Origin of the sequence: Ekhidna sp., assembly GCF_965228795.1 — a bacterium.
Lineage (GTDB): Bacteria > Bacteroidota > Bacteroidia > Cytophagales > Cyclobacteriaceae > Ekhidna.
This window is the reverse complement of record NZ_OZ245839.1, coordinates 1,401,758-1,415,532: the sequence shown is the minus strand read 5'-3', so window position 1 is coordinate 1,415,532 and position 13,775 is coordinate 1,401,758. Positions and strand designations below refer to the sequence as shown.

Genomic DNA, 13,775 nt, shown 5'->3' with positions numbered 1-13,775 from the left:
GACGGTAAAATAGATTGTCAAAGCAACAACCATTTGTAAAGAATTACGTATTCAGAATAGCATTCTGAATTTTCAAAATCCACTTAGCATTTAAGAAGAATTTTTCCGATTACAGAGCGGTTCTCTATCCTTTCCAATGCACTTTTCGCATCTACTAAGTCATATACTGAATCAATAACAGGTGATACTTTTCCGCTTTCTACGATTTTGAAGAGTTCCTGTATATTGGATTTATTCTGTTCTGGAAAATTTCTAAAGAAATTGCCCCAAAACACACCTACCAATGAGGCACTTTTTAGTAGCGGGAGATTTAATGGAATTGAAGGGACATTTCCGGCTGCAAAACCTACAACTAAATACCTCCCCATTGATCCAATTCCTCTGAAAGCCTGCTCTGTGTAGTCTCCTCCAACCGCATCGAATATTACATTGGCACCTCTACCATCTGTTAAATCCTTTAAAGCTGATTTAATATTCTCGGGAGTATATTTATGCAGTACATCAGCCCCTAATTCTTTACACGATTTTAGCTTTTCATCAGAAGAGGCACATGCAATAACTCGCGCACCCATCAGCTTACCTAATTGAATAGCAGCAGTTCCTACACCCCCTGAAGCTCCCAGAATGGCTAACGTTTCTCCTTCCTTTAATCGAGCCCTGTCCTTAAGTGCATGAATCACTGTACCATGTGTCATTAACGTAGCTGCCGCATCCTTGAAACTAACATTATCAGGAAGGTGATATGTGTTTTCAGCAAAACCATGAACTTCTTCTGCAAAACCTCCCCATGATGTTCCTGACACCACCCGATCTCCTGCTTTAAACTCGTTTACATCCGGCCCCACTTCTTGAATCACTCCACCCACTTCTCCCCCGGGTGAAAAGGGTAAATCAGGCTGAAATTGATATTTTCCCCTAATGATTAAAGTGTCAGGGAAATTCACTCCGGCGTATTCAACCTTGATTTTTACTTTTCCGGCACCTGGATTTCCAATTTCATGATCTCGGTAAACCAGTTTATCAGGACCACCAAGCTTTTCCACTAAAACTGCTTTCATAATATTGAGAGAACATTTTCAGGTGGCCGACCCAAAACTGCCTTATCACCATCAACCACTATTGGTCGTTCAATCAATTTCGGATAGTTGACCATGGCTTCCACCCACTCATCATCAGATAAGTCTTTGCCTTTGAAGTTTTCTTTAAAATCTGCTTCACCTTTCCTGATTAGATCAACAGGCTTAATTCCTAACAGATTAATGACTTCTTTCAGTTCTTCTTTTGATGGAGGTGTTTTTAGATACTCCTTTACAATGAAGTCCCTTCCTTTTTCTTCAATAAGCCCGAGCGTTTGTCTACTCTTGCTGCAGCGTGGATTATGATAAATCGTCATCATTTGGATAATACTTCTTTATTTATAGACATGGTAACTAACATGTGAGGAACGTCTACTACTTCTGCAATTTTAAGATCACCTGCAAGTGAACACAGCATGTAGGCATCATTCCGGCTCAAATTATGATTAGAAGTTAGGTAATCTATCATATATCTGGTGGCTTTCTTCGCCGCTTCATCAATGGTGGTTGCGTAGGCCGTCACAGCATAAACATCATCGTTTTCATATTGTGGTTCTTGAATAGAGGTGCCCTTAAGCAACTCGATCTCAACTAAAAATTTCATCGGGGCTTCTATTGCGGTTCCACATACCTCACCCAGACCCTGAGCTGCATGAGCATCACCAATTGAAAAAAGTGCTCCCTCTACAAAGACAGGTAAATAAACGGTCGTGCCCTCTACAATATTTGGATCATCCATATTACCACCATTTGCACGTGGAGGTATGGTTGATAAAAGACTATCTGTATCAGGTGCTACTCCCAAAACACCGGGAAATGGTTTTAATGGTATATTAATTCCATCTGCAAACCGTACATTGTTCTTTCCGGCTAGTTCAAATGTTTTTAAATGTGGTTCGGTGAATTCATCCGCCAAAAACCCAAACCCTGGTAAAATTGCAGTCCAACCCCAGTCCCCTATTTCTATTTTATGCAAGGTAACCGCCAGAACATCTCCCGGTTGCGCTTCATTTACATAGATAGGGCCTGTCAAAGGATGAATCGGATCAAAGCTTATATTCATGAGGTCTGAAGTATCCGAGTTTAGCGTCAACTGACCATCCGTTGCTTCTTCTGTGCTTACCTCTACTACTTCTCCGGAATTAATAGTGAGCACCGGCTCAATTGACCTACTCCATTTGTTATGCGTTTGATCTGAAGTAAGTGTATGGTCTGCTAGAGGAACTACCGCATCCGTCAGATCCTCCGTACTACTTTCAACATTCATGGTACAGCTGAAAGCTGCTACCACTAATATCCAGATAAGGTGCTTCATAAGATTTAGGGTTGGTTTCACAATCATTAAGTTTTATACTTACTAACTTATTAAAAAATCTAACCTCATGAAATGAGCATGATGAATAAAACATCTGCAAAGAATGAATAATAATCATGCGAATTTCCCGGCGGGGAACCGCATATGTCCTATAAAAAAGCAAAACATATCCACATGAAAATCATTTATCTACTTCTCTTCATGAGTATGGTAATCACCGTGCCTGCTCAGCGCAAGAAAAAAACAACCGGCAACCCTTCAGCTACACCCGCGGAACAGCGATGGGATGGCTACCAAAAACGTTTGCAACTGGAGCAAAACTCGCTGGTAAAGAATGTACCATTCAAAAATGTGGGCCCTACTGTCATGAGTGGACGAGTAGTCGATCTTGCAGTAGATCCCGGTGATCCATCTCACTTCTATGTGGCCTACGCTTCCGGCTCCCTCTGGGAAACGAACAATAACGGCACCTCTTTCGAACCAATCTTTGACAATCAAATTGTAATGACAATAGGTGATATAGCGGTCGATTGGAACAATGATGTCATTTACGTAGGTTCCGGAGAAAACAATGCCAGTCGGTCCTCTTACTCCGGATATGGCATTTTCAAGTCTGATAACAACGGTGAAAGTTGGGAGAATGTAGGGTTAACCGAAACACATCATATTGGACGTATCATCATTCATCCTGAGGATCCAAATACAATTTGGGTCGCAGCTTTGGGTCATCTTTATTCTGAAAACCCTGAACGAGGCATTTATAAATCCACTGATGCCGGAAAGACCTGGAGTAAAACTTTGTTTGTAAATAACAGAACAGGGATTGTGGAATTAATCATGCATCCTGAAAACCCGGACCTGCTCATCGCAGCAGCATGGGAGAAGGATAGGAAAGCCTGGAACTTCACGGAAGCCGGACCTGGGACAGCCATTTACAGATCAGAAGATGGTGGCAATACATGGAATGAAATATCAGACGATTCAGGATTCCCTGATACTAATGGAACCGGTCGAATAGGCCTTGCTTTTGCTCCCTCAAACCCAAACATTGTATATGCCATACTTGATAATCAGGATCGCAGACCAAAAGAAGGTGATGAAGATGCAGGTCTAACCAAGGATCAATTACGCTCTATGAGCAATCAGCAGTTTCTCGCTCTTGATAATAGTGACCTTAATACGTTTTTAGATGATAATGGATTCCCTAGAGAATACAATGCAGTGGATATCAAAAAAGATGTGGAAGCCGGCAAAGTAAAGCCCATTGACCTGGTGACCTACACCGAGGATGCCAATTCGCTTCTTTTTGATACCCCGGTAAAGGGCGGCGAGATGTATCGATCTGATGATGCCAGTAAAACCTGGACTAAAACACACGAGGGTTACATTGAAAGTATGATCTATTCGTATGGATACTATTTTGGACAAGTGCGTGTAGATGCCCAAAATCCGGATGTTATTTACACGATGGGGGTACCGATTGTTCGTTCTGATGATGGTGGAAAGACCTTTAAAAGCATCAATGAAGATAATGTACATGTAGATCATCATGCGCTTTGGATCAATCCAAATGATCCAAGACATCTGATACTCGGTAATGACGGAGGTGTATATGTTAGCTATGATACAGGCGAAACCTGGATTAACTGTAATTCACCTTCCGTGGGTCAATTCTATTCCATTGCTGTAGATATGGCTAAGCCTTACAATGTTTATGGTGGGCTTCAGGACAATGGGGTGTGGAAAGGCCCCAGCACCTATGAATATTCCAGAAGTTGGTACCAGGAAGGCAGATACCCATACGAACGTTTAATGGGTGGTGATGGTATGCAGGTAGCAGTAGACACCCGTGATAATACGACAGTCTATACTGGATATCAATTCGGAAATTATTTCAGAATCGATACAGAAACCGGTGATCGAAAATACATTACGCCCCGTCATCAGCTAGGTGATGCACCATACCGATGGAATTGGGAAGCACCGATAACCCTATCAAGTCACAATCAGGATATTGTCTATTTCGGAAGCAATCGATTTCACCGCTCCATGGACAAAGGAGATAATTTTGAAACACTAAGCGATGATCTTACCAATGGTGGCAAAAAAGGAGATGTAAGCTATGGGACGCTTACAACCATATCTGAATCCCCAACTCGATTCGGATTAATTTATGTAGGTAGTGATGATGGTTTGATACATCGATCGAATGATGTGGGTGAGACTTGGACAAAGATCACAAACGGTCTTCCATCTGATTTTTGGGTAAGCACTGTCGTTGCTTCTGCTCACAAGGAAGGACGCGTTTACGCCTCTCTGAATGGTTACCGCTGGGATAACTTCAAGCCTATGGTTTTTGTAAGTGAGGATTATGGCAACAACTGGAAGAATATCTCATCCGAACTACCAATGGAGCCTGTGAATGTAGTAAAAGAAGACCCTGTAAATGAAAATATCATTTATGTAGGGACGGATCATGGGGTCTATGTTTCTTTAGATCGAGGCAAAAGCTACCAGGCTTTTGTAAAAGAACTACCAAATACACCTGTACATGATTTAATCGTTCACCCCAGAGAAAATGATCTGGTGCTAGGCACACATGGAAGAGGCATTTACATTGGAGATGTCTCACTGGTACAGCAGCTGGATGAACAGATTCTAGCTAAAGAGCTTCACTCTTTCCCAATTGATGAGTTGACGCATAGCTCTCGTTGGGGTAGAAAATCCTGGGCTTGGGGAGAAGTGATGGAACCGACAATTGATGTGGCCTTCTATTCTGGAAACAATGAAGAAGGAAAGATTGAAATTATCTATAATGATCAGGTAGTTGCCTCTTTGGCCATCTCCGCAGACAAGGGATTAAACATCATCGAAATGCCATTGGAAACCGATGAATCTTTCAAAGACTTGCTAGACGAAGAACAAAAGGAGGATTATAAGGTGGCAGAGAATGAAAAGTATTACCTAGCTATCGGAGAATACACTGTTCGTATCACAGTAGGTGGCACCAACGTAGAAACACCATTGACAATAAAAAAACCAAGGGAGAGACCGGGTAGAAAGGAATAAGGAATAATAACTAATGGTAAAGAGGCCACCTTTTTCAAGGTGGCTTTTTTTATTCTACAATAGCCAATTTGTATCTTTATGAAAGCATCACCAAGTTTCCAGAGTATGACTATTGAAGAAATTTCCAAAGACAATGTCTCTGATTTGGCTCAATTAGTTCTCTACCTATGGCCGGAATGCAACTATAAGGAAGAATTTCAAAATGGACTCAAGATTTTAAAGTCAAAGAATGAAACAGCTTTCATTGCAAAAAATCACGGCATTTATCTTGGTTTTATTCAGTTATCACTGCGTCATGAATATGTAGAGGGCACATCATCGTCTCCGGTGTTATACATGGAAGGCATTTATGTAGACCCCAGTCATCGAAAAGAAGGGATAGCTAAGAAACTCGTTGAAAAGGCACAATTGTGGGGCAAAACAAATGGGTGTACTGAGATGGCATCAGATTCATTCATCTCTAATAAGAATAGCATTGATTTCCATCAATCAGTAGGGTTTGAAGAAGTAAGCCGTCTGGTCACATTCAAGAAAAAGATTTGATCACCCCCTCCTCCAGTCTCCAAAAATCCAATTTCCAGGTGCACCCTCATCAGAAGAGAGAAAATAGTCTTCAAAAGCTTTAACCAATTCTCCTCCACTTATTCTGCCGTCCCCATTGAAATCTAATAAATCGAAAGCCTTTTTGGCAACAGACATATAAAGACCGTATGCCTTGAACATATCCAGATATTCTCGTTCATCTATATGACCATCCATGTCCTGATCAAACAAGGAAAAAAGATAGGTGGCGGACTGATTAATGTAGTCATTCGGTTTATTCAAGACCACTTCATCAAAAAACTTCAGCCACTCATCCAAAGTGAGTTCAGCTTCATGCTTGTCAACATCTTTAAGAATCTGAACGAATAATCGATGTGAACGAAGCTTTAAATCCAGCCGCTCCACTGAATTATCTTCATGTCCGACAATGTCACTGATATACTCGCCTACTTGCTCAAAATCATCGGATTCTAATACACCATTGCCATTATGATCCAATACATTGAAAAAATGAGTCAGCTTCTGATTTTGTAGTTCTGTCATTACTGATATTTCAAGGAAAGATACTACTAGATGAGCATTTTTTTACCCTTGTTTCGAGCAGTCAAGGAGTTTTCTCTATGATATTATTCAGTAAGGGCATCAATGGCCACAGCATAGCCTTCCAATCCCATACCGTTTATAGAACCTACACAAACCTCTTTGATATAACTGATTTGACGAAAGTCTTCTCGTTTAGCCAGGTTAGAAATGTGCACCTCAAATACCGGTGTTTCAATACCTGAAATGGCATCCCGCAATGCAATACTGGTGTGAGTATAAGCTCCGGGATTAAAAACCACTCCATCATAGCTAAACCCTACCTCATGCAGTTTGTCAATTAACGAACCTTCATGATTTGATTGAAAGTACTCCAATTCATGTGAAGGGAATTGTTCTTGCAGTTCAATAAAATATTCCTCAAATGTCTGACTTCCATAGATTTCAGGCTCACGTCTACCAAGAAGGTTCAGATTGGGTCCATTTAGAATCAAAATTTTCAATTTTGCTTTGTTATTAGTGAATTAGTTTAGTCCGAATTATGCTTTAATGCATAATTTGGGTTCAATGCCGTTTAGTTAAGAAAATTTTTCAGCAATTTGATTAAAAACCCTGATCCCTAAAGGGGAAATGACTTAAACCAGTAGGTCATCCCTTAAGGACTGAGGGTAAGGAAGTCTTAACTAAGCTGCATTGAATTTGGGTTTAGTTCAATCAAAGCTCAATTTACTGATGCTAATTGACTAATCACTAATTAACTGGCTAACTCATAACCCAAAAATGTGGTCAACTTATACGAAACAATTCAAAAGTTACCTAAAGCTGGAACGCTCTTTAGCTGCCAACTCGGTAGACGCATACCTTGCTGATATTGCTAAGCTTCAACAGTTCTTCGAGATCAAAGAACGAGAGGTGCTTCCAACCAAGGTGGTTCAGCAAGACCTCATTGACTTTTTGGAATTCATCAATGAACTAGGAATGTCTGCTTACACACAAGCACGCATGGTTTCAGGGCTTAAAGCCTTCTTCCGATTTTTAGTTTATGAAGAAGTAATCACAAAAGACCCATCTGAGCTAATAGAAGCACCCAAGCTCGGCAGAAAATTACCAGATACCCTCGATTTACCTGAAATCGAAGAGTTATTCAGCGCGATTGATATGTCAACGAATGAAGGTCAACGTAATCGAGCCATGTTAGAAACACTATATAGCTCAGGCTTACGTGTTTCTGAATTGATAAATCTAAAGATCAGCAACATCCACGATGATATAGGTTTCCTTCGGATTATTGGGAAAGGAAGTAAAGAACGATTAGTACCTATTGGAAGATCAGCGTTGAAACACATCAAAATCTTCAGAGATGAAGTCAGAGTACATATTGATGTCAAACAAGGATTTGAAGACCATCTTTTTGTAACCAAAAGAGGAAAGGCTATCAGTCGTGTAATGGTATTTATGATCATTAAAGACCTGGCAGCTAAAATTGGATTGAAGAAAAACATTAGTCCCCACACTTTTCGTCATAGTTTTGCAACACACCTGATTGAAGGAGGAGCAGATTTGCGTGCAGTGCAAGAGATGCTTGGGCACGAATCAATTACCACAACGGAGATCTATACACACCTTGATCGGGATTATTTGAAACAGGTTATTACGCAATTCCATCCAAGAAGCTGATGTATCAACTTTTAAAACCGATTCTATTTTTATTCTCGCCTGAAAGAGCTCATAAAATCACAACAAGACTACTCCATTTTGTTCTCAGATTGCCTCTTGGCAAATCACTTGTAAAATCATTGTTTGATTTCCAGGATCCTAGACTGGAACGAGAGGTATTCGGATTAAAATTCAAGAACCCAGTTGGGTTAGCTGCCGGGTTTGATAAAAACGCAGAACTAATCGATGATTTCTCCAACCTTGGCTTTGGCTTTATCGAGATAGGTACGCTTACACCAAAAGGCCAGCCCGGAAATCCTCAACCTCGTTTATTCAGACTCCCACAAGATGAGGCTTTAATAAACAGAATGGGGTTTAACAATGACGGTGTGGACGCTGCTGTTGAGCGACTAAAGAATCGAAAATCGAATGTAATTGTAGGAGGTAACATAGGAAAGAATAAGGTTACCCCAAATGAAAATGCACTTGACGATTACCTCATTTGTTTTGAAAAACTATACGAGCATGTAGATTATTTCGTGGTTAATGTCAGTTCTCCCAACACACCGGGTCTTCGAGACTTACAGGAAAAGGAGCCCCTGATGAAGTTGCTAAAAGCTTTACAGGATGAGAACAAAAAGAAAGAAGCTCAAAAACCGATTTTATTAAAAATTGCTCCGGACCTGACCGAATCCCAGCTAGATGACATTATTGAGATTACACAAAAGCTGGATTTAGATGGCCTCATTATCTCTAATACAACCATCGATCGTTCCGGGTTAAAAACTGAACAAAAAGAAGTTGATAAAATTGGAGCGGGTGGTTTAAGCGGAAAACCAGTTTTTAACAAATCAAACGAAGTACTAACGTATATCAGAAGACATCTTCCACTCGTTCATATCATTGCAGTTGGAGGGATTCACTCTGCACAAGATGCGGTAGAGAAAATTAAAGCAGGAGCCAATTTGGTACAGATCTACACCGGGCTGGTTTATGAGGGGCCGGCACTGATCAAGCGTATCAATAAGGAGCTTTTAAAAATTAGTTAACTTTAATATCATGGATATTCAAGCTCAAAAAGATGATTTAATTAAATGGCTTTCGGATTTAAAAGATCCGAAGACCATTGACTTGCTTTCGTCAATTAAGTTATCAAGTGTAAATGAAAAAAAAGTAGCAATATCAAAGGAACAGGAGGAAGCAATTAAGGAGGGTTTGCAATCAATAAAGAGCGGGAGAACAAAAAGCCATAAAGAAGCTCAGAAAGACACCCACACCAAGTACCCAAACCTTTTCTAGTTTATGCTGCCAATTGTATGGTCGGAAGATGCTATTCAAGATTATCATCAAAATATAGATTTCATTTTATCGCGCTGGTCAGAAGAGACCGCTAAAAGATTCATAGAAGAAGTGGAATTAATACTTTCCTTAATTCAGGAACATCCTCTACTCTACCCAATGGTCAATTTTGAAAATGTAAGAAAAGCAGTAATAAGAAAACAGATTTCGCTCTTCTACCTCGTACAAGAAGATCAAATAACACTCGTTAGGTTTTGGAATAATTTTCAAGATCAGGAAAACTTAGACTTATAATAATCATGTTTGATCCACGCTGAAAACTCCATTATTTTTGGAAGCAATAACCTATGGCAACAAATACCTACAAGAAGAAGAGCGAAAAGAAGCAGAAGAAAGCAAGCCTTAAATTCAATTTCGTCACAGATCGGAAATTCCACTTATTTATTGGATTTACTCTGTTATTGATTTCGATATTTCTGGGAGTATCTTTCATTTCGTATCTGAATACCGGACAAGCAGATCAAAGTGTTGTAGAGGCTTACACAAATACAGACGTTAAAGAATCCGGAGCTGAGGTTCAGAATGCGTTTGGCTTGATTGGAGCTATCGCAGCACATTATTTCATTTTTCTCTGGTTTGGGATAGCAGCTATTCTAATCCCTCCTTTCCTTTTCATTGTGGCTTACAGAATCATTTGGTTTCGGGCATTGCTTCCAATAACCAAATCTTTCAATTTCGTTGTTTTTTACCTGATTTGGATCAGCATGGTAATGGGCTATTTCCTGATAGCCCAGGAAGAAACTACCATGTGGGGATTCCTCAGCGGAGGAATTGGCTATGAGCTTGCCGTTATTGCCCAGAGTTTGATGGGCTGGGGAGCGGTCTTGTTCATCATTTTTCTTTTCGTGGTGTTCAATATGTTCTTTTTTGACATCACACGTATTCCAGCGTTTAGTGGGGTTGTTCCTTCATTCGAGAACCTTGTAAATCAGATCAAGTCATTGATCCCTGAGAAAAAACCAAAAGAGAAAAAACCAGACATCACTTCAGTTTTAGATCAAATCAAAAAAGAGGTGGAGGATGAAGAAGCAAATAAAGATGAATCAGAAACATGGGTAGTTAAAAAGATTCCATCTAAACCATCCGTATCAAAAGATAAATCTGACCCTGAATTCACTATTGATTTACCTGAATTCAAAGAAGAAACTTCGTTACCAAAAGAAGTAGAAGAAAAAGTATTTGCCCCAAAAGAAGAAGAACAGACTCCCCCACCTCCACAACCCAAAGAAGAGGCTCCTGAAGTTAAAAATGAGGAGCTCGAAGATCTGTCTTTTGAAGTAGAGCAAAAGCAATTTGAAGAAGAAGTAACAGAGGAAGCAGTCAATTACGACCCCATGCTTGACTTGCCAAGGTATAAATTTCCGACCCCAGGTTTATTAATTGAATATCCTGAAAAGGAGATGAAGGTGACCAAGGACGAGCTTGAAGCCAATAAAGATCGAATTATTGAGACTCTGGTCAATTTCAAAATTGGTATTTCTAGCATCAAAGCAACCATAGGGCCTACAGTTACCCTTTATGAAATAGTACCTGAGGCTGGTGTTAAAATTTCCAAGATCAAAAACCTTGAAGATGATATTGCATTAAGCCTGGCCGCATTAGGCATACGAATTATTGCCCCCATACCCGGGAAAGGTACGATTGGTATTGAAGTGCCAAACAAGAACCGAGAGATGGTAGATGCTCGCTCGGTAATTACCACCAGCAAATTCATGGAAAGTAAGATGGAGCTGCCTGTTGTATTAGGTAAAACCATTTCCAATGAAGTATTCGTAACCGATCTTAGCAAGATGCCTCACTTGCTTATGGCAGGTGCTACCGGACAAGGAAAGTCAGTAGGTTTGAATATTATCTTGACCTCACTACTCTATAAAAAACATCCTTCTCAATTGAAGTTCGTGCTTGTAGATCCCAAGAAGGTAGAACTGACACTATTCAATAAAATCGAAAAGCACTTTCTTGCCAAACTTCCTGATAGTGACGAACCTATCATCACGGATACTTCCAAGGTGGTGAATACACTCAATTCATTGTGCATCGAAATGGATAACCGATACGATCTGCTAAAGAGTGCTGCCTGCCGAAACCTCAAGGAATACAACAAGAAATTCACCGAGCGGAAGCTTAACCCAAATAAAGGTCATCGATTTTTACCTTATATCGTCTTAGTCATAGATGAGCTGGCAGATTTAATGATGACTGCCGGTAAAGAGGTAGAAACGCCGATTGCCCGATTGGCTCAGTTGGCTCGTGCAATTGGCATACACTTGATCGTAGCTACTCAGCGTCCGTCAGTAAACGTAATTACGGGTATTATAAAGGCAAACTTCCCAGCAAGATTATCCTTTAGAGTAACCTCTAAGATTGACTCACGAACCATTCTTGATGCCGGAGGTGCTGATCAGCTTATTGGGATGGGTGATATGTTGCTCTCGATGGGGTCCGACATGACACGATTACAATGTGCTTTTGTTGACACGCCTGAAGTCGAAAAAATATGTGACTTTATAGGAGACCAACGTGGTTATGATGATGCCTACATTCTACCTGAATATGCCGGGGAAGAAGAAACCGGAATTGGTGAAGTTGATCTTTCAGATAGAGACGCACTTTTTGCAGATGCTGCGCGTTTGATCGTCATGCATCAGCAAGGATCTACTTCACTTATCCAAAGAAAAATGAAGCTGGGATATAACAGGGCCGGACGATTGATTGATCAACTTGAAGCTGCAGGAATCGTTGGGCCTTTTGAGGGTAGCAAGGCTCGCGAAGTACTAATACCAGATGATCATAGTTTGGAACAGTTATTGTCTGAAATAGAAATCAAATACTAAGAACCTGAAATTCATAAGATGAAAAAGATATTAATAGCCATATTCTCTGTAGCAATGGTAGCACAAACCATGGCTCAATATGATCCGGAAGCTTTAGCGGTTTTGGATGCCATGAGTAGCAAATACAAGAAAGTTGATGCATTTAAGGCTTCATTCTCCCAAAAACTGACCAATGAAAGTGCTGGACTTGATGAAACCATTTCCGGAGATATCGCTGTAAAAGGTGATATGTACGTATTGGAAGTGGCAGGTCAGAAGATATACAACGATGGCACAGACATATATACCTTCAATGAGGAAATTAATGAAGTGACTATTAGCACTTATGATCCGGAAGAGTCCGAAATCACGCTTAGCAATGTGTACGACCTGTATAAAGATGGCTTCAAATATGCTTTGATTGAGAAAAAAGGAAACGGAGATCGTGTAGTTGAGCTTGACCCGGAAAGCAGAGATAAAAGCTATTTTAAGATCAGAATGACCATAAACGCTAAGGATGAGCTAAAATCCTTCACTGTGTTTGAGCGAACAGGTAATAAATACGTCTACTCTATCGACTCATTTACCCCAGCTAACTTGAATGACAGCTATTTCACATTTGATACCTCAAAATATCCGAATGTTGAGGTCATCGATTTTAGATAATATAGAATCTCAAGAAAAAGCATACCTTTGTGACGTTCAGAACAAGTCTGAACGCTTTTTTAATTTTTATTTTTTTTAATGAACATTTTTGTAGCTAAGCTTAACTATGCAACTTCAGAAGACGCATTGAGACAAGCATTCGAAGAATTCGGAACAGTTGATTCCGCTAAAGTTATCATGGACAGAGACACTCAGAGATCGAAAGGTTTCGGTTTCGTTGAAATGCCAAATGATGACGAAGGTAACCAGGCAATTTCAAGCCTTAATGACACAGAATTAGATGGTAGAACCATCGTTGTAAAAAAAGCTAACCCTAGAGGTTAAGCACTGAAACAGATTCTAAAGTTTTTTGAATTTTATATAATTGCTCGTGTGGAAACTTTTCTACACGAGCATTGTTTTATATAATTGATACGTACACTAAAATTTAATTGATTTGGCTAGACCTGCAACTACTCCGGTAAAACTCAAAGACGGATACTACATAGAACTCCGACACAAAGGTGAAAGAAAAGGAATCAAACTAAGAAGCGATAGTGTTCCTGAATTACACCAGTCGATCAAAAAATACGAGAAACTTTACGACGTTCACTTTTATGGTGAAGTAAAAAAAGGAAAAGTCGTAAACGACAAGCTTCCTGAGCTTAAATAAGCCCCATCATTTTATTGGATTTATACCTCCTGCGTTTTAGCAGGAACGGAAGAAGTATGTCCGGGAAATTTATTTCTAAATTAGCC

15 protein-coding genes are annotated in these 13,775 nt (G+C 40.0%); 10 read left to right on the top strand and 5 right to left on the bottom strand.

The features are described 5' to 3' along the window. Nucleotides 1-83: 83 nt before the first annotated feature. From ACQK2H_RS06625 to ACQK2H_RS06615, 3 genes are read right to left on the bottom strand one after another with little or no spacing between them, the layout of a single operon-like run. A complete protein-coding gene (locus ACQK2H_RS06625; protein WP_425390668.1) occupies nucleotides 84-1,058 on the bottom strand; it encodes an NADPH:quinone oxidoreductase family protein in 975 nt (324 codons plus the stop codon). Continuing rightward, nucleotides 1,055-1,402, bottom strand: a complete 348-nt coding sequence (gene arsC / locus ACQK2H_RS06620; protein WP_425393129.1) for an arsenate reductase (glutaredoxin) — start codon at nucleotides 1,400-1,402, stop codon at nucleotides 1,055-1,057. The genes ACQK2H_RS06625 and arsC overlap by 4 nt, the downstream gene beginning before the upstream one ends. After that, the gene (locus ACQK2H_RS06615) at nucleotides 1,393-2,391 is read right to left on the bottom strand and encodes an acetamidase/formamidase family protein (protein ID WP_425390667.1); all 999 of its coding nucleotides are present in this window, start codon (nucleotides 2,389-2,391) and stop codon (nucleotides 1,393-1,395) included. The genes arsC and ACQK2H_RS06615 overlap by 10 nt, the downstream gene beginning before the upstream one ends. 174 nt (nucleotides 2,392-2,565) lie before the next feature. On the opposite strand from ACQK2H_RS06615, the gene ACQK2H_RS06610 reads away from it, so the two are divergent. Together ACQK2H_RS06610 and aac(6') are read left to right on the top strand one after the other, a co-directional pair. Then, entirely contained in the window at nucleotides 2,566-5,460 is a 2,895-nt protein-coding gene (locus ACQK2H_RS06610; RefSeq protein WP_425390666.1) for a WD40/YVTN/BNR-like repeat-containing protein, read from the top strand. Nucleotides 5,461-5,538: 78 nt separating this feature from the next. Further along, a complete protein-coding gene (aac(6'), locus tag ACQK2H_RS06605) occupies nucleotides 5,539-6,003 on the top strand; it encodes an aminoglycoside 6'-N-acetyltransferase (protein ID WP_425390665.1) in 465 nt (154 codons plus the stop codon). On the opposite strand, the gene ACQK2H_RS06600 is transcribed toward aac(6'), so the two are convergent. Together ACQK2H_RS06600 and aroQ are read right to left on the bottom strand one after the other, a co-directional pair. Further along, complete coding sequence (locus ACQK2H_RS06600; protein WP_425390664.1) at nucleotides 6,004-6,546, bottom strand: EF-hand domain-containing protein; 543 nt, start codon at nucleotides 6,544-6,546, stop codon at nucleotides 6,004-6,006. Nucleotides 6,547-6,629: 83 nt separating this feature from the next. After that, the gene (aroQ, locus tag ACQK2H_RS06595) at nucleotides 6,630-7,046 is read right to left on the bottom strand and encodes a type II 3-dehydroquinate dehydratase (RefSeq protein ID WP_425390663.1); all 417 of its coding nucleotides are present in this window, start codon (nucleotides 7,044-7,046) and stop codon (nucleotides 6,630-6,632) included. Between the two features lie 277 nt (nucleotides 7,047-7,323). On the opposite strand from aroQ, the gene xerD reads away from it, so the two are divergent. The 8 genes from xerD (at nucleotide 7,324) to ACQK2H_RS06555 (ending at nucleotide 13,689) form a co-directional block, all read left to right on the top strand. Then, the gene (gene xerD / locus ACQK2H_RS06590) at nucleotides 7,324-8,220 is read left to right on the top strand and encodes a site-specific tyrosine recombinase XerD (protein WP_425390662.1); all 897 of its coding nucleotides are present in this window, start codon (nucleotides 7,324-7,326) and stop codon (nucleotides 8,218-8,220) included. Then, a complete protein-coding gene (locus ACQK2H_RS06585; RefSeq protein ID WP_425390661.1) occupies nucleotides 8,220-9,248 on the top strand; it encodes a quinone-dependent dihydroorotate dehydrogenase in 1,029 nt (342 codons plus the stop codon). Before xerD ends, ACQK2H_RS06585 begins: the two co-directional genes overlap by 1 nt. Nucleotides 9,249-9,258: 10 nt before the next feature. After that, nucleotides 9,259-9,498 carry a hypothetical protein gene (locus tag ACQK2H_RS06580; RefSeq protein WP_425390660.1) on the top strand — a complete coding sequence of 80 codons (240 nt, stop codon included), beginning with the start codon at nucleotides 9,259-9,261 and terminating at the stop codon, nucleotides 9,496-9,498. 3 nt (nucleotides 9,499-9,501) lie between these two features. Further along, nucleotides 9,502-9,792: a type II toxin-antitoxin system RelE/ParE family toxin gene (locus ACQK2H_RS06575; RefSeq protein ID WP_425390659.1), complete on the top strand. Its 291-nt coding sequence runs from the start codon at nucleotides 9,502-9,504 to the stop codon at nucleotides 9,790-9,792. A 53-nt stretch (nucleotides 9,793-9,845) separates the two neighbouring features. Further along, nucleotides 9,846-12,392, top strand: coding sequence for a DNA translocase FtsK 4TM domain-containing protein (locus ACQK2H_RS06570; protein WP_425390658.1), 2,547 nt, complete (start codon nucleotides 9,846-9,848; stop codon nucleotides 12,390-12,392). An 18-nt stretch (nucleotides 12,393-12,410) separates the two neighbouring features. Continuing rightward, a complete protein-coding gene (locus ACQK2H_RS06565) occupies nucleotides 12,411-13,037 on the top strand; it encodes a LolA family protein (RefSeq protein ID WP_425390657.1) in 627 nt (208 codons plus the stop codon). A 78-nt stretch (nucleotides 13,038-13,115) separates the two neighbouring features. Further along, nucleotides 13,116-13,361 carry an RNA recognition motif domain-containing protein gene (locus ACQK2H_RS06560; protein ID WP_089357032.1) on the top strand — a complete coding sequence of 82 codons (246 nt, stop codon included), beginning with the start codon at nucleotides 13,116-13,118 and terminating at the stop codon, nucleotides 13,359-13,361. 112 nt (nucleotides 13,362-13,473) lie between these two features. Then, complete coding sequence (locus ACQK2H_RS06555) at nucleotides 13,474-13,689, top strand: hypothetical protein (protein ID WP_425390656.1); 216 nt, start codon at nucleotides 13,474-13,476, stop codon at nucleotides 13,687-13,689. The last annotated feature ends 86 nt before the right edge of the window (nucleotides 13,690-13,775 follow it).

Coding starts and splice junctions, on each gene's coding strand:
- ACQK2H_RS06585 (WP_425390661.1), top strand. CDS start 8,220: ATGTATCAACTTTTAAAACCGATTCTATTTTTATTCTCGCCTGAAAGA.
- ACQK2H_RS06580 (WP_425390660.1), top strand. CDS start 9,259: ATGGATATTCAAGCTCAAAAAGATGATTTAATTAAATGGCTTTCGGAT.
- ACQK2H_RS06615 (WP_425390667.1), bottom strand. CDS start 2,391: ATGAAGCACCTTATCTGGATATTAGTGGTAGCAGCTTTCAGCTGTACC.
- ACQK2H_RS06560 (WP_089357032.1), top strand. CDS start 13,116: ATGAACATTTTTGTAGCTAAGCTTAACTATGCAACTTCAGAAGACGCA.
- ACQK2H_RS06570 (WP_425390658.1), top strand. CDS start 9,846: ATGGCAACAAATACCTACAAGAAGAAGAGCGAAAAGAAGCAGAAGAAA.
- ACQK2H_RS06600 (WP_425390664.1), bottom strand. CDS start 6,546: ATGACAGAACTACAAAATCAGAAGCTGACTCATTTTTTCAATGTATTG.
- ACQK2H_RS06610 (WP_425390666.1), top strand. CDS start 2,566: ATGAAAATCATTTATCTACTTCTCTTCATGAGTATGGTAATCACCGTG.
- ACQK2H_RS06625 (WP_425390668.1), bottom strand. CDS start 1,058: ATGAAAGCAGTTTTAGTGGAAAAGCTTGGTGGTCCTGATAAACTGGTT.
- ACQK2H_RS06575 (WP_425390659.1), top strand. CDS start 9,502: ATGCTGCCAATTGTATGGTCGGAAGATGCTATTCAAGATTATCATCAA.
- xerD (WP_425390662.1), top strand. CDS start 7,324: ATGTGGTCAACTTATACGAAACAATTCAAAAGTTACCTAAAGCTGGAA.
- ACQK2H_RS06565 (WP_425390657.1), top strand. CDS start 12,411: ATGAAAAAGATATTAATAGCCATATTCTCTGTAGCAATGGTAGCACAA.